This window comes from Robinsoniella sp. KNHs210 (assembly GCF_000686105.1).
Classification (GTDB): Bacteria; Bacillota; Clostridia; order Lachnospirales; family Lachnospiraceae; genus Robinsoniella; species Robinsoniella peoriensis.
The window spans coordinates 3,112,858-3,128,953 of the sequence record NZ_JMLZ01000002.1; the positions used below are offsets into that span (position 1 = coordinate 3,112,858).

Sequence of the window (16,096 nt, forward strand, 5' to 3'; positions counted from 1 at the left end):
ATAATATTTTTATTTTAATAGAAAAAAATACCAATATCTATAAAAATATCATGGAATTTGTTGTAATTTTTTAGCATAGTTTGTAATTCTTTCAAAAGCCTGCTTTTAATTTATCTATAGACATTAAAATAGCCCGAAGATTGACGTTTTCACCAATCTTCAGGCTATATCATTCCATTATACATTGTCTTTATCTCCATTCTCAGGTTTTCATGCATATGCTGAAACGTTTTCTACCAGATCCTGACAATCATTTGTATTAACGAGCATCTCTAAATCACTGGATGGGCTTAACACGATTGCACTGACAATGGACTTGGCATCCAGAACACAGTCACCGGATTTAAGCTCTACATCATAATTGTAGCGGCTTACGATATTCACAAATTTTAATAAATCATTGGCTGTGTTAAAATGAACGGGAATTCTTGTCATGTTGTCTTCCTCCTCTCTGCTTAGTCTATAATAGTATTATAAACCTCTATCGTGGACAAAATAGTAAGAATTTGTGAACAATTTAAGAACTTTCACTAAAAAATTTCTTTCTTTTGTTTATATTTATTTATGATTTGCACAATAATTTGTTTTATTTGTATTATTATCATCTTGCTTGTCTAAATAGCCCATATATTGTTTCGCATATAATTGCTATCAAAGTGCACTTAACAAAATGCCAAAAAACAGAGATTACTCTATTTTCATAGCATAACCCCTGTTTTCACATTTAATTTATTATATCCTTGTAGCCAGCTCTAAATAGCTGCCTGCGTTGCTGCTTTTCTCAAATCCGGTCATGATTTCTAATACATGTAGCATCTGATCGCCATTTGCCCTGAATTCATCAAGTCCTCTCAAGGCATCAGCCATATTAGACAATCCTAGTCCCCTGCTGTTCTCACTGTAGTCAAATAATAACGGCATATCCCTGTATTCATTTTCTTTTCCACTCAAAAGCTTAACCGGTCCACCAAAGGTATTCGGGTCGGGTACAATCAAAGTTCCTTCTGTACCGTAGATCTCAAATCTTGCCTGCTGAGTATAATATACATCGAAAGTGGTGGTAACCGTAGCCGTAGCCCCACTTTCAAAATCAAGAATACCATTATAATGAGTGGGTACCTCTACATCAATTGTCTTTCCATATAAAGGTTCACTGGTAATAACCCGATGTTCAAAGTTTTTCTTCGCTATTCCGGTCAGTCCTTTTACGCTGCCCATAAGATTCACAAGGGCAGTCAGGTAATAGGGGCCCATATCCATCATTGGTCCTCCTCCGGTCTGATAGTAGAACTCCGGAGCCGGATGCCAGCTCTCATGCCCATGACAGATCATAAACGCCGCAGCTCCTATGGGCCTGCCGATAAATCCCGAATCTATTATTTTTTTACAGGTCTGTATTCCCGCCCCCAGAAATGTATCCGGTGCACCTCCAAGCAGTAAGTTTTGTTGTTTTGCCAGAGCAACTAACTCCTTACCTTCCTCAAAAGTAGTTGCCAGCGGTTTTTCACTATATACATGTTTCCCAGCCAGAAGAGCTGATTTTGTAACATGGTAATGCTCCAGCGGTCTGGTTAGATTAAGCACAATTTCGATTTCGGGGTCATCCAGCATTTCTTCCATATTTTTATATACTTTTGAAATATGGTACTCTTCCTGTACTTTTTCTGCCTTTTCTTCAATCAGATCATAGATCCCCAGAATTTCCACATTCCGAAACACACTGCTAAGATTTTTTAAATAAATGCCGCTGATGGCACCCAGTCCCAATATTCCGATTTTTACTTTTTCCATAACGGTCCCTCCTAATACATTTTTGCGGTGCTTTCAAACCGCTCTGTTGTAAGTCCGTGATCCAGGGCATACTGCCTGCCCTCTGCTGCCCATAGAAGCCCCCGCTCCATGATTATCTGAGCGGTGGGGAATTTTTCAAATACATCATCGTGGTGCCCCAGGGAATTATAAAATACTCTTCCATTCCCCCAGAATTTTGTCCAGACTACCGGCATATCCACACATTTATTAGCACTGTGGTAATAATCCACAACCGGAAAACGTGTTGTTGCGAGCACCTCTACCGCCGGATCTACATGGAGATAATACTGCTCACTGCAGACATGAAAATCCGATAATCCTTCTACAATAGGGCTTGACCCAAACTTGATGTTGACTTCATAATCCACACCGTCTCCCCCCGGATGGCTGACCCACTGTCCGCCAGTCATAAATTGCCATTCCACATCATTTCGAAAGGAATCGCACATACCGCCGTGGCATCCGGCAAGCCCTACTCCGGCACCTACTGCTTTCACGATATTCTGGCGGTATTCCGGTTTGATCTCACCCATGGTCCAGCAAGGAACAATCAAATCCAGCCCCATCAGCATATCCAGATCTTCTAAAACCTCCTGGGTATCTGAAACAGTACATGTATACCCATGTTTTTCTAATAGATCAGAGAACCTCCGTGCTACCTTATCCGGCTCGTGTCCGTCCCAGCCGCCTTGAAAAATAAGTACTTTTTTATTTGTTTCCATCTTAAATCTCCTCTCTTTTTTTCACCATTTAATTTAATTGAATTATGCGGTAATCCTTTTTAATTTAATTGCATTATAGCAGTAATCCATTTATAATGATTGTCATATCACATTATTTTGTAGCCAAAAATTGCTAATGGTTGTTGTAATAAATGCCTGAAGTGAGAGAGGTGAAATATGAATCCATTTTACGAGAAGAAGTTTGAGAAGCCACATATTAATAATATTCAGAATCTTAATTTCCCGGCTCATCTCCACGATGCAGTAGAAATTATTTATGTAAAAAAAGGCAGAATACAGGTTACCATTCAGGATCATACTCTGGAAATGGCAAAAGGGGAACTAGCGGTTGTCTTCCCGGAAACCGTACATGCATACCGAACCGAGGCGCCAAAAAGCTGCGATGTTATTCTCTTTATTTTTGATGAGAATATGTTCGGTCCGTTTCTAAACCAGTTAAAAAGAAGCCATCCTCTGAATCCATATCTAAAATCTCATCAGGTCCACGGGGATATCTTATATGCCTTAGACAGATTAGAGGCATCTTCAAAAGAAGACGCCTCCGGATTTCTGCTGGGGGCCTGGATTCAGGTCATCCTGGCCCATGTACTGCCTTTATTTACTTTAGAAAAGAATGCCCGGCCTGATAATACGGATCTGACTTATCGTCTGGTTCAGTATATTTCCCTGCATTTTCAAGAACCAATGTCTCTGGATACGCTGGCACGGGAACTGAACGTAAGTAAATATTATTTGTCCCATATTTTTTCCAAAAAGCTTAAGATGGGCTTTCACGAATATTTAAATAATATTCGGCTGGATTACGCTCAGTATCTGACCCGTTCTACCAACGACACACTTACCAGGATATGGATGGATGCCGGATTTGAAAGCCAGCGTACCTTTAACCGGGTCTTTAAAGAAAAGTATGGGACAAGTCCGAAGGATTACCGGCTAAAATAAAATACAGCCGGTTATTTCCTTTCCACAATTACCCTTATTTTTTTAGTAATTTTATTGCACGTCACGGTTATATGACAGCTTCCGGCTTTCTTTGCGGTTATAATGCCTTTTTATCAACCTTCGCTATCTTACTGTCTGAAGAACGGTAATCAATTTTATCGGCAGCTGTGACCGGTTTTCTAACCACTTCTATCTTTTGCTTCTCTTTTACGGTTATGGCCTTTGTTGATTTTCCTGCCTGAAGCTTAGCCTTTTTTGCAGTAAGGGAGACTTTTGGCGTTTTTACCGTTACATTGACTGTTGCCGTCCCTTTTCCTGACGTGGATACGGTAATAGTTGCCGAGCCTTTTCGGATTCTTTTAATGACTCCTGCCGAAGTAACAACTGCCACCTTTGTATTGCTTGACTTATATCCTGTTACAGCACCTGCCGCTGCATTGGCATTTACAGAGGTCTTTATTGTCTGTGTGGTGTATAAGGAATATTCCGTCTCTGTAAATGATACCTCTGGCTTTGGCTGTGGCTGCATCATTTTTTTCCACTGGGCATACAGCGTCATATCGCTGGTTACCACTGTTGCTTCTGTTACCTTTCTACCTCCGGTTTGAGCGGTAAACCAGCCCTGGAATTCATATCCTTCCCTTGCGGTGGACGGCAGGCTTTCTATGGCTTTTCCGGACTCTGTACATTGGTGATGCTGTTTCCGCGGATAACAACATTTTTATGCCGGTAATCCCGGTTATCCATTTCACCTTTCACATTTGTGGTAGTAATTCCATTGGCGTCACAGTTCTCAATATTGTTTCCCTCAATCAGGACGTCGTCAAATATCGTTGGCTCACTATCTGATATTTTTCCCGGATTTGTTTTATCAGACGCATTATTTTCCCTGCCTGTATAACTGCAGAAATTTATGCCGCCTGTACGGTGAGTCGTCCTGGAACCAAAAAAGGTCGTTCCGCCGCCCACCGGGTCCACATCCCAGATGCTGTCCTGCCCCCGGTATCCCTTTACGTTAAATATTTCACAATCCTTAATATAAATATGGCGGAATACGCCTCCCCCGCTGGCCTCTACGCGGATGCCGCTCCTTTCAAGGTTTGCTGCATCCTCATCCCAGTTCGTAACTCTTAAATCAGAAATTTCCCAATACTGGCTGTTGTGGAGATAAACAGCAGCCGCAGCTTCACCAAAAGGCCCTTCTGCACCATACTCCTGCTGGCCGCCATAGCGTCCATCGCCATCAATCAATGGTTTTTCTCCTTCACCGTATGCATCCAGCAGAATTGGCTTATCCGCCGAACCGGAACCCTTTGGGTAAAGCAGACCTTTGAATACAGAACCGCGTTTGATATAGATATGATCTCCCGGGGCAAACTCCCTCCGGTTAATTTCAAATAGAGAGTTAAAAGGCGATTCCTGTGATCCGTCGCCGTTTTGGGCAGCTTCAGAATCCAGATAATAATCCGTATCACCAGGTGATACAATGGTGTCCCCGGCTTCTTCCTCTTCACATTGAATTACTTCAAAATAATCAAAATTAAACCATGGGCTGCCGTTAATTCCATTGGGGTTCTCGTCTGCAGCCGTCAGCACAATTGTATGCTCTGCATTTTTTTCACTTAAATTTAGTGCCTCGTATGTCTTAGACTGAAACTCCGGACTCCCACTTACATACTCATCTGCTTTCCCATGAAGCTCTCCATCAATGTCGACCCGCAGGACACCTGAGCCGCTTCCCTTTTTAGCATAGAAGCGAATGCCTGTCCCTGTAAAGGTAAGGGTTACAGAAGCCCCAGCTTTCTGGGTTCTGATATGCTTCCCGCCATGAGATGCGCTGTCGTTATCATCCGAAAAATCTCCCGGCTCTTTTAACTGCGCATTTTCTGCCTCTATGATGAGAGTCCGCTCTTTTCCATTTGGATTGCCCACGCTGGCTTCATCTGCTGTATTTTCTGGGATTTCATTATAAGATCTTCCTTCTGCACCTGCCGAAATGATAAAACTGCTAAGACTTAGCGTGACCGCTAAGAAGATTGATAAGATTCTTTTCCATAGTTTTAGTCTTTTCCCCATCCTGATACCTTTTGCATATTGCAGGAAAGCCCCGCAATACCGCCACGATATACTAGAGTGTGTTTAACACGCTCTAAGCTAAAAGAATTCTGTTGTGGCTCCTTTCTTTTTTTAATTTCTTTCAGCCTGATCCCCCTTGAATCATTGTTATATTTAAATTATGCTCTTGCATTCTGCCAATGCTGAGAATCATTCAGATGCCTTCCTGCTACCGCTCCTCACCCCTTTACCATAATTATTTCTGAATTTTCGCCTGCATAAGAACATACCTCATTAGTCTTATAAAAACAAAAAAAACCAATTTTAAGAAGAATATTTTCTTCCTAAAATTGGTTTTGCCTGCTTAACAGTAACAACCCATCGGTAAATTCAGTTTATTTGGATTTATTATACCGATTATTCTAATTAATGTCAATTAGATTCTTGAATTTTTCTCATCTGATTTTTATTTCTTTTTTCCCTTGCTCGTTTCGATCTTATCACTCTTCTTTGCACGGAACTCTTTCCAGGTTACCCAAAGTGGTCCTGCAATGCATACAGAAGAATAACATCCGCTGATGATACCTACCAGCAATGGCAATGAGAACACACGGATAGATTCTATATGGTAAATCAGGGCAAATATAAGAACGATTGCAACACAGATAGCGGTTGTGCATGCTGTCTTTACCGAACGTCCGATAGTCTCAGTTATGCTTCGGTCTACCAGTTCACACAAAGTTTCTTTTTTGCTGCCCGCCTTATTCCGGATATTTTCCCGGATTCTGTCATAGAGTACAATGGTGTCGTTAATGGAATACCCGATAATGGTCAGGGTAACCGCCACGAACGCATCATTTACCGGGATCTTAAATACTCCAAAAACGAAGAATACCAGAATGACATCATGTATAAGTGCAATTACTGCAGATACACCAGCCGATAACCCGGACAGGGATTTGAAACGCACCCATATATAAGCAATAATAAACAATGCGGATAATACAATTGCAATTACTGAATTATTTAACGCTTTTGCCCCGATATAAGGCTCTACAGCAAAGGTTTCCGATAATTCATAGGATGTATCGCCAAGTTTGTTAATTTCTTCTGTGACTTTCTTCTGATCATCCGGATTGATACCTTCATTTCCTGCAAGGGTCAGCACTAACTTTTTGTCACCCGTAGCGGAGTCCTGGGAGGTCTGTACGCTTACAGGCCTGTTCAAAACAGCGTTTACCGCATTGCCAATCTTTTCTGTATCTGTTTCACCGGAATATGTATATTTCAATATAACGCCTCCGGTAAACTGTGTATCCAGTTTTACTCCATTTACTCCTGTGATCACAGCTCCAATAATCAATACACATGCTGTGAATATAAATACCCATTTTCGCTTTGCTGCAAAACGGATCATTTTACGGTCTTTTTTCTTACGGAACAATTTTACTTTATCAAATATATCGTAGCGTATTACAGATTCCAGCATAAATCTGGACATCCACACACCTGCTGCCAGGTTGATGATCACACCTGTAAACAACGTATATCCAAAACTCAGCATTGTACCGGAACCAAACATCATTAAGATTAATGCCACTGCAGCTGTGGTCAGATTGCCGTCCAATACCGACGAGAATGCGTTTTGATAACCTTTTTTAACAGCCGCACGGATACTTGTACCGTTTCTCAATTCCTCACCAATTCGTTCACTGATGATAATGTTGGCATCCACAGCCATACCAACAGAAAGGATCAGACCGGCGATACCAGGCAGGGTCAGCGTATACTGCGGAAATGAAAGTGCCAGTATCTGCAGGCACATCTGGAATATAAGGGTCAGACAGCTGATGAATCCGGGCAGTCTGTAAATACTGATCATAAATATGATAACTAATAACAGGGCTACTATAGAAGCTGTTACCATTGCCTTCAGTGCCTGACTTCCAAGTGAGGGACTGATGGTATTATAGTTACTTGTCTTCATGGAAAATGGAAGTGCACCTGAATTTATTTTATCGGATAATGACTTTGCTTCATCGCTGTTCGCCATACCGTTAATAATTGCTTTACCACCAGTAATTGCCTGCTGTACCTTAGGATTAGAGATCATCTGTTCATCCATATAGATGCCCATCTGTTTGCCCACCAGCTCCTGAGTTGCCTTGGCAAATGCCTCCGCTCCAGTCTTATCAAACTGCAGTTCTACTACATATTCTCCTGTTTCCTGATCCCTTGTTACGGAGCTGTCTGACACATTTTCTCCTTCTACAAGTACATTGCCGTCAGGATCCCGGAAGGTAAGCTTCGCTGTTTCGCCCAATTCAGAGATTGCAGATTCTGGATTAAAGTCTTTTTCATCGGATTTCCATGGGAAACGCACGATAATATGACCTTCACTTTTATCCACCGTAACTTCACGGTCCGTAATATTTTCTGCATCCAATCTGCTTTCAATAACATTACGTGCCGATTCCATCTGCTTTTCTGTGGGAACACCGGTAACTCCAACCGGTTCAAATACTGCCTCAACACCGCCCCGGATGTCAATTCCAAAACGCATGTCCTGAATCCCTTTTACTTCCTTGCCCGCTCCAAAAATAGTAAGCAAAAGAAAGGCTGCGATAAGGGCTAACGCAAACCAAATATGATTTTTTTTATTTTTCAAAGTACGATCCTCCTGATTATCTTCTTTTTGTGAATTTCACTTCTTAAATTTTTAATGAAATACTAAAAGATAACAGTACGTTTCTTTCCATCGGATTGGTGTAAGATATGAACCTGACTGATCAGAATACATGAAAATGTAAGACAAATAGACAGTATCCAGAACAAACTGCTCCGTGCACTGCCCAATAAGACATTTGTTGCAATATACAATAAAACCGCCAGTACGCTTCCGTTAAACTGCCTTTGGTTATTCCGTTCTTCCACAAAATTCGTAATTCCCTGTGTCAGTACTTTTTCCTGGATTCCAGCCGGAGCATCTGCCGGTGTAAGCTTCGCAAAAATGCGGGGCTGGCCATAAGTGTAACCGGATCCACTGGCGTCAGCAGTCGCACTGGTTCCTGCTCCGGTTACAAGATGGGCTTCTTCCTTCACGTAAAAAAGGAGTCCAAGAAAAAAGAGTGTAAAAATAAACATGATGATATTCTTTTTCATGGGGCTCCCTCCTTCATAATCCGCAAATCGCAGCGTGCAGCTGCCGGAAAGCAATTTAATCTCGCTCAAAGCATATAGGCTTATTATATTTTATTTTAATCTGAATTGCAATTCTTTTCCCACTAAAAACCAGTTTTGTAGCCAGTTTATGTAACCAGTTTTCCTGCAATTCTAACATAAATTCACATTCACAATGAAATTACATATTTTAATATAGAAACCTGATTGGAGAATCTTCTTATGAATAATAATTGCTGTATGAGGCAGACCGATTATGGTCCTAACCCCTGTATATTGAGAGTTGAGGAAATGGCAGAGCAAAATAAAAACTTCCGTACCGCAGTGTGGACGGGATGCCATGTACAAATGACATTAATGTGTATCCCTCCATGTGAGGATATTGGCTGGGAAATGCATCCTGATACGGATCAGATTATAAGAGTCGAACATGGGAAAGCCATTGTAATGATGGGTTCCTGCAAAGGCCGGCCGGAATTTCAAAATGAAATGTGCCCCGGAGATGCTGTATTTATTCCTGCCGGAACCTGGCACAATATTATGAATCCCGAAAGATGTCCTTTAAAGCTTTCATCCGTTTATGCACCTCCCAGGCATCCATGGGGAACCGTACACCAGACGAAGATGGACGCTAACAAGCGTGAGAACAACGCTTCCTGCCAGTGGTAATTCCAAATAAATCTGTATTGAAATTGTCCGCTGTAGAGCGTGTTTGAAAATTGCTTTCGAAGCGCATTTTGAAAGAGCTGAGTCAAATATTTGTCTCAGCTCAATGTCTAATACTTTCGTATATAATTATAAAATCTCTCTCACCCAGACTAACATTTCTCCGGTAATCCGGTTTCCCCAGTATGCATACGGTACAAAAGTCAATGCTGCGTCTTCCATCTTTGGCGCACATTCCTTATACAGCTCTCCCTCTTTCCACTCATCTGATACAAGCCTTTTGCCCTGTGCTCTTATTACGGTTACTCCTCCCAGGAGATCCGGTTCAAAGTGTTCCTTAAGTGCTATGCCGGAATCCAGGAACAGGCCTGGCAGATTATTTCCATTGTCTGTTTCCTCCAGACAATACACGCAAGGTCCTTTCATGACTGCAACTTTTCCGGTATCCGCTTTTACAAGTGGATTTGCATGGAGAAGCCGCGGCTCCATGGAGAATTTCATTGTAAGTTCCATCTCTTTTCTGTCTACTGTGAAAAATGCATATCCCTTTTCTGTTTTATCCGGCATGATCTTTTCGCTGCCACTATAGAAAACGGCATCTTTTGTGTATTCCGGAATGCGGACTGCCAGAGAAACCTTTACATTTTCCTGGTTTTCTATGTGGATAGTCGTCTTGCCTTCATTTGGGAATCTGGTTTCCTGTTTCATCTGTATACAGCCAGACTCCAGTTCCTGCTGAACCTCACTTGTGACAAACAGGTTCACCCATACCGTATCCCCCTGTGTGCTGTAGATATACTGTCCCAGGGATACCAGTGTCCGGGCAATATTCGGCGGGCAGCATGCTACTCCAAACCATTTCTGCCTTACCGGCTTTACATGTTCCTTGGAAGTTCTGGGCATACAAGCATCCGGCCAGACTTCTAACGGGTTTACGTAAAAGAAACTGCGGCCATCCAGGGCGATCCCCGCCAATATGGTATTATAAAGGGCGCGTTCCACTTCCTCCATATACTTGCCGTCTCTGGTGATCTGGTTCATACGCTGCCCAAAGAGTGCAAGACCGATAGATGCGCAGCTCTCAGAATAATTGTATTCATTCGGCAGGTCATAATCTGTCGTAAAGCGCTCCAGGATTCCCGATGAGCCAATACCTCCCGTAATGTACATACGCTTACTCACCATATTGTTCCACAGGGTCTCACAGGCTTCCATCAGTGAATCATCCTGATACTCATAAGCCAGATCAGCCATTGCACAGTACATGTATACGGCACGAACGGCATGCCCTTCTGCTGTTTTCTGGTCACGCACCGGAATATGGGACTGGGAATACTTTGTATCATAATCTGCAAATTCCGGAAAAATCCGTTTATGTCCGTCCTTTTTCATTTCTTTTAGAAAATAGTTCTCACCCACGCCTCTGATATCGATAAAATACTTAGCCATATCCAGATATCTGCGTTCCTTTGTAATACGAAACAGTTTAATCAGACCAATTTCCACTTCCTGATGTCCGGGATACCCATGGATTTTACCCTCTTCTTCCCCAAATGTCTCACAGATCAAATCTGCAAATTTGCACATACAATCCAGAAACTTCCTCTTTCCCGTTCCTTCATAATAAGCTGCAGCCGCCTCCATCAAATGGCCCGCTGTATACAGTTCGTGTCCTTCACAGAGGTTGCTCCAGCGTTTGTCCGGCTCTTTTATCGTAAAATAAGTATTGATATAACCATCTTCACACTGTGCATCTGCTATCAAATCTATCACTTCGTCTGCAGTTGCTTCCAGTTTTTCATCTGGATTGCCTGCCAGTGAAAATCCTACTGCTTCCAGCCATTTTGCAATATCCGTATCCTGAAATACCGCGCCGTAAAAGTCTCCGCTGTTTTTCCCTGCTGCTATTTTGAAATTCTCCAGGCAGTGGCTGGACTCGGCATCCGCCACCCGGTCATTCATGATCTCCCACTGATAAGGGATTATTACATTTCTCACCAGGTCCACGTGTCTGGACCAGAATTCATCACTTATTTTAATATTCTTTAAATCCAATGATTTTAGTTTCATTCATTTTCCCATAATATACTGCAGTGCTCCTGCAATACAGCCACTATAAAACAGGTTGAAAGAACTACCGTGGCTTCCTTTCTGCATCAAATTTTCTATCAACATCAGTAACTTGTTATTCGTGTATTTTGTTATTCGTGTATTTTCTAAGCCTTAACAGCACCATTCGTAAGTCCGCTGACAATATATTTCTGCATAAAGATAAAGATTAAAATAACCGGGAAAATTGCAATAATACCAAATGCCATGGTGGAGTTCCATAAGGTCTGATACTGTTGTACATAATTGTAAATACTGGATGTAATCGGTCTCTTATTCGGGTCTGTAATAAAGGTAATTCCGTAGATCAGATCGCCCCATGCATATACAAAGGAAAATACGGCAGCTACCACTACGCCCGGTTTTGCAATAGGAAGCATGATTTTTACAAATGCAGTAAGATGTCCGCAACCATCTATTTTTGCTGCCTCATCCAGCTCTTTCGGTATGGAGAGGAAATAGGTTCTTAGGATAATAACGGAAAATGGAATACCAAGTGTTGCATCTGCCAGTATCGGCGCCATGTATGTATTTAAAAGTTTTGCGCCTGAGAACATGATGTACAGGGATGTTAATACTAACGTGGAAGGAAGCATCTGTGTAATTAAGAAAAGAAGGATTATAATCTTTTTTCCTCTGAATTTAAACCTTGCCAGTCCGTATGCTGCCGGAATTGCCAGTATGGTGGAAATTGCCATTGCCCCAAATCCGATTATTGCACTGTTTTTGAACCCTCTGAGCGTATCACTGGAAGCGGATAACTGCTTTTGGAATGCTTCGAATGTCAGCTCTTTCGGCCAGAGAGGCGTCGGTATCTGGAAGATTTCTACCTGCGATTTTAATGTGGTAACCAGCATCCAGTACAGTGGAAATATAAAAATAACAAATACGATTGCTCCGATTATTAATAAGATAATTTTATTTTTCGTCTCTTTTTTCATGTTACATCACCTCGTCATCATCAATAGTCCTGATGTAGAAAAATCCTACAAACAGCAAAATCAAGAACAGGATATTCGATGCTGCCGCACCCTTACTAAACTGAAACTCTTCAAAGGAAAGCCGGTATGCATAAGTGGAAACCAGTTCCGTAGCATTTACCGGTCCGCCTTTTGTCATTACCCATACAAGGTCAAATACCTTGAAGGTGTATACAAATCCCAGTGTCAGCACCGACATAATTGCCGGTTTGATCATTGGCACTGTTATATGAAATAAGGTCTGCCGTTTGGAAGCACCGTCCAAACTGGCACTCTCGTAAATTTCGGTTGGAATAGTTGTTAATCCGGTCAGAATTAACATCATATTAAATGGGATACCGATCCAGATGTTGGCTACTACAATTGCCACCATAGCGGTATTTCCATTAAGCAGCCATTCTATGGGTTTATCCAGAATACCTGCGGATGTAAGGAACTGATTAATAATTCCGCCATTTAACTGGAACATAAATTTAAACAAAAGTCCCGCTACCGTTACCGGTAAAAGCCAGGATATCATAGTCACCCCACGGAAAAAGGAGCAGCCTGGAAATTTTTTATTAAACAACAATGCAAGTCCAAATCCGATTACAAACTGAAAAAATATAGAAGCAAGTGTAAAAATTAATGTATTGCCGATTGATTTCATTAAAATAGAATCGGCTCCGCTGAACAAATCAACATAATTCTGCAACCCCACAAAACTCTGGGAAGCCGTATCTGCAAATGTATAAACATCTACATTTTTAAAACTTAATAACAGGTTCTTTACCATGGGGTACCCTATCAGCACCATCATATAAATCAAAGCGGGAAGTGCAAATATAACTCCCAGGTAAGCCGGTGTCTTTTTTTTACCATGTCTCACGTTAATCCCTCCTCATATCTTTTAAAAAGGGACTGTCGGAAGCAAGTCTACCAGGCAGTCCCTAGAGCGTGTTTAAACACGCCCTAATATTTTATTTTACTGCGTCTACAGCAGCCTGAGTACTGTCTGCTGCCTCCTCAGGCGTCTTTGCACCTGTCATAACTTCCTGGAATCCATTCTGGATTGCAGATGAATAAGATGGCCAGGATGCGGATGGTCCTCTTGGGATTGAAGTCTCAAGCTGAGTAATAAATGCTGCCTGAATCGGATCATCTGTCCAGTAAGAATCCTGTGCTGCTTCCGTTTTTGGAGGGAAGGAGCCATATTTCTTCATTGCATCGATCATAACTTCATTCTGATCATAATATTTCATGAAAGCAACTGCGCCTGCGGTATCGTCTTTTTTCACAACGCCCATATTCTCACCGCCGAGGATTGATGTTGCCTGACTGGAATCTTTATCAAATTTCGGTAATACTGTTACGCCATAGTTTAAGTCCGGAGCATCTTTTTCGATACCTGGGATCTGCCATGGTCCATTCTGCTGCATTGCAATGTTTCCGGCCATAAAGTTGTTATTAACATCAGACTGTGTCCAGTTTACACATTCTTTTGTCCAGGAACCTGCATCAATCATTTCTTTCATTAAATCGTAAGACTTTACGCCGCCCTTAATATCGGTGTAAGTGCCGCCTGCTGTGTACAGCCACTGCAGACACTGGAAGGTACCTTCATCTGTACCAACTGCTGCATTACCAAATCCGGTTACGCCGTCTTTTGTTAACTTTGCTGCCATATCCTTGAAATCATCCCATGTGGTATTTTCATCGGGATAAGTTACGCCTGCTGCATCAAATAAATCTTTATTATAGAATAATGCGGTACAGTTTGTTGCAAAAGGAATGCCGTAATGTTTGCCATCCATCATTGTGGACTCCATTGGACCCTTCAGGTAGTCATCCCACGCAATTGATGCATCGGATACATCCGCCATAAGTCCCAATTGTATGAAAGAAGCCATACTGCATCCGTCCATGATAACCAGATCCGGTAATTCACCGGAAGCAAGTCCTAAAGTAAGCTGTTTCTGATAATCCGCAAACGGCACATATGTATGTGTAGCCGTAAACTCACTCTGTGATGAATTAAATCCATCTATCAAAGTCTGCATCATTTCCTTCTGGGCATCTGTCTCAAAATAATCCCAGATCACAACCTCTTTCTTTTCACCGGTGGAAGCTGCTGCAGTTTCTGCCTGGGTCTCTGCCTGGGTTTCAGCCGCTGCTGTCTCCTTCGGTGCATCCGTTCCTGCTGTCTCAGCTGCAGTCGTCCCTGTTGTTTCACCTTTTGCTGCTTCGGTGGTTCCGGAGGATGAGCTTCCTCCACATCCTGCTGCCATTGTACAAACCATCGTTGCCGCAAGAGCCATTGCCGTAAGTTTCTTTAGTTTCATGATAAAAACCTCCCTTATATTTGACTCCAGTATCTTTCCTGGTAAGTACATTATAAGAGAGGTTCCTTTAAAGATTAATTCTAATATTTTAATAATGGTGGATAATTCTTGGATTTAATTTTCAGGCAGCATATCCACCGCTTCTTCCGGGGTTTTTTCCTTCGACACCATCTGATAAAAGCTCTTTGGTATCTGCTTTGAGATAGCAGACCATGAAGGTATGGAAGTCCTTGCAACCGCTTTTTCCATCTGTTCTTCAAAGACCCTCAGCTGTTCGTCTTTCTTAACCACCTTTTTTGCCTTTTTGATTTTGGCCGGCAGGGATCCGGTCTTTATGCAGAAGGATTCCATAACTTCCCCGTTCATACAGTACTGGAAAAATTTCAGGGAACCTTCTACATTTTTCCCTTTAATAAAACCAATATTTTCACCGCCGGTAATCATACTGCTCACCCGGTTCACCGGCAGTTTGGTGATTCCATAAGAGATGCCTGCTTCCTGAAGCATCGATAATATCCATGGCCCGTTTTCAATCATTGCCGCTTCGCCTGCTATGAATTTTCTGGCAACATCGATCTGTGTCAGATTGATGCATTCATTTGACATGCTTCCATCCTCCACCATACTATCTAAAAATACAAAAGCTTCCTTTGTCTTCTCACCTCCGATTTGATCCGGATTTTCTCCGGCTGATAAAATCCATGGCAGGATCTGGAATGCCCCCTGTTCAGAATCAACCGCGGACATTAAAAATCCTTTGCGCTCTCCCACTGTGAGCTCTTTCGCCGCAGTCTTTAATTCTTCCCAGGTACCCGGCGGTTCCACCCCGGATTCCTTTAACATCTCCTTATTATAAATCAATCCCAGGTTATTGCAGATAAATGGAATACCATAATATCTTCCATCCAGGCTTACCGTTTCTACTGCCGCCTTATAATATTCTTCTTCCAGCTTCCAGGATTCTATCTGCTGTGTAATATCCTCAAATACACCCAGGCGTATAAATACCGGCATGTCGGGATTATCAATAAGAACCATATCCGGCAGGCTTTGCTCTGTATATGAACGGGAAAGTTGTTTGTCAAAATCGGTCATGGGGACATACTTCCAGGAAGCACGGTACTGGGTCTGGGACTGGTTGAACCCGTTTACAAGGTTATCCAGACCGCTTCTCTGGGCATCGGTCTCATAATAGGACCAAAGAACCAGTTCCTCCCTTGCCTTGCTTTCCTCCTGCCCGTCACTTTCCTGGTTCCTGCAGCCTGCCATCTGGACTGCCATCAGTAAA

14 protein-coding genes are annotated in these 16,096 nt (G+C 42.2%); 2 read left to right on the forward strand and 12 right to left on the reverse strand.

Annotated features, from left to right (window positions below; all coding sequences use genetic code 11):
- Positions 1 to 210: 210 nt before the first annotated feature.
- The 3 genes from CD03_RS0120600 to CD03_RS0120610 form a co-directional block, all read right to left on the reverse strand.
- Positions 211 to 435: an HPr family phosphocarrier protein gene (locus CD03_RS0120600; protein WP_027295253.1), complete on the reverse strand. Its 225-nt coding sequence runs from the start codon at positions 433 to 435 to the stop codon at positions 211 to 213.
- Positions 436 to 732: 297 nt separating this feature from the next.
- Positions 733 to 1,791 carry a Gfo/Idh/MocA family protein gene (locus CD03_RS34225; RefSeq protein WP_044289557.1) on the reverse strand — a complete coding sequence of 353 codons (1,059 nt, stop codon included), beginning with the start codon at positions 1,789 to 1,791 and terminating at the stop codon, positions 733 to 735.
- A gap of 11 nt (positions 1,792 to 1,802) precedes the next feature.
- Entirely contained in the window at positions 1,803 to 2,534 is a 732-nt protein-coding gene (locus CD03_RS0120610; RefSeq protein ID WP_027295254.1) for a ThuA domain-containing protein, read from the reverse strand.
- Between the two features lie 177 nt (positions 2,535 to 2,711).
- Between CD03_RS0120610 and CD03_RS0120615 the strand changes: the two genes are divergently transcribed.
- Positions 2,712 to 3,497 (forward strand): AraC family transcriptional regulator, encoded by a 786-nt coding sequence (locus tag CD03_RS0120615; protein WP_027295255.1) that lies wholly within the window; start codon positions 2,712 to 2,714, stop codon positions 3,495 to 3,497.
- A gap of 97 nt (positions 3,498 to 3,594) precedes the next feature.
- Here the strand turns inward: CD03_RS0120615 and CD03_RS0120620 are convergent, their stop codons facing one another.
- From CD03_RS0120620 to CD03_RS0120635, 4 genes are all read right to left on the reverse strand, one after another.
- Positions 3,595 to 4,164 (reverse strand): InlB B-repeat-containing protein, encoded by a 570-nt coding sequence (locus CD03_RS0120620; RefSeq protein ID WP_081820317.1) that lies wholly within the window; start codon positions 4,162 to 4,164, stop codon positions 3,595 to 3,597.
- Positions 4,161 to 5,573 (reverse strand): hypothetical protein, encoded by a 1,413-nt coding sequence (locus CD03_RS0120625; RefSeq protein ID WP_027295257.1) that lies wholly within the window; start codon positions 5,571 to 5,573, stop codon positions 4,161 to 4,163. Before CD03_RS0120625 ends, CD03_RS0120620 begins: the two co-directional genes overlap by 4 nt.
- A gap of 445 nt (positions 5,574 to 6,018) precedes the next feature.
- Positions 6,019 to 8,220, reverse strand: a complete 2,202-nt coding sequence (gene secD / locus CD03_RS0120630; protein WP_027295258.1) for a protein translocase subunit SecD — start codon at positions 8,218 to 8,220, stop codon at positions 6,019 to 6,021.
- Between the two features lie 62 nt (positions 8,221 to 8,282).
- Positions 8,283 to 8,714 (reverse strand): hypothetical protein, encoded by a 432-nt coding sequence (locus tag CD03_RS0120635; RefSeq protein WP_027295259.1) that lies wholly within the window; start codon positions 8,712 to 8,714, stop codon positions 8,283 to 8,285.
- 240 nt (positions 8,715 to 8,954) lie between these two features.
- Between CD03_RS0120635 and CD03_RS0120640 the strand changes: the two genes are divergently transcribed.
- Positions 8,955 to 9,401: a cupin domain-containing protein gene (locus CD03_RS0120640; protein WP_138001819.1), complete on the forward strand. Its 447-nt coding sequence runs from the start codon at positions 8,955 to 8,957 to the stop codon at positions 9,399 to 9,401.
- A gap of 126 nt (positions 9,402 to 9,527) precedes the next feature.
- Here CD03_RS0120640 and CD03_RS0120645 read toward each other — a convergent pair whose 3' ends face one another.
- From CD03_RS0120645 to CD03_RS0120670, 5 genes are all read right to left on the reverse strand, one after another.
- Positions 9,528 to 11,468, reverse strand: a complete 1,941-nt coding sequence (locus CD03_RS0120645) for a glycoside hydrolase family 127 protein (protein ID WP_027295261.1) — start codon at positions 11,466 to 11,468, stop codon at positions 9,528 to 9,530.
- A gap of 146 nt (positions 11,469 to 11,614) precedes the next feature.
- Positions 11,615 to 12,448 (reverse strand): carbohydrate ABC transporter permease, encoded by an 834-nt coding sequence (locus tag CD03_RS0120655; protein WP_027295262.1) that lies wholly within the window; start codon positions 12,446 to 12,448, stop codon positions 11,615 to 11,617.
- 1 nt (position 12,449) lies between these two features.
- Positions 12,450 to 13,355, reverse strand: coding sequence for a carbohydrate ABC transporter permease (locus CD03_RS0120660; protein ID WP_027295263.1), 906 nt, complete (start codon positions 13,353 to 13,355; stop codon positions 12,450 to 12,452).
- 91 nt (positions 13,356 to 13,446) lie between these two features.
- Positions 13,447 to 14,808: an ABC transporter substrate-binding protein gene (locus CD03_RS0120665; RefSeq protein WP_027295264.1), complete on the reverse strand. Its 1,362-nt coding sequence runs from the start codon at positions 14,806 to 14,808 to the stop codon at positions 13,447 to 13,449.
- Positions 14,809 to 14,922: 114 nt separating this feature from the next.
- A complete protein-coding gene (locus tag CD03_RS0120670) occupies positions 14,923 to 16,089 on the reverse strand; it encodes a sugar ABC transporter substrate-binding protein (RefSeq protein ID WP_242849132.1) in 1,167 nt (388 codons plus the stop codon).
- Between the last annotated feature and the right edge of the window lie 7 nt (positions 16,090 to 16,096).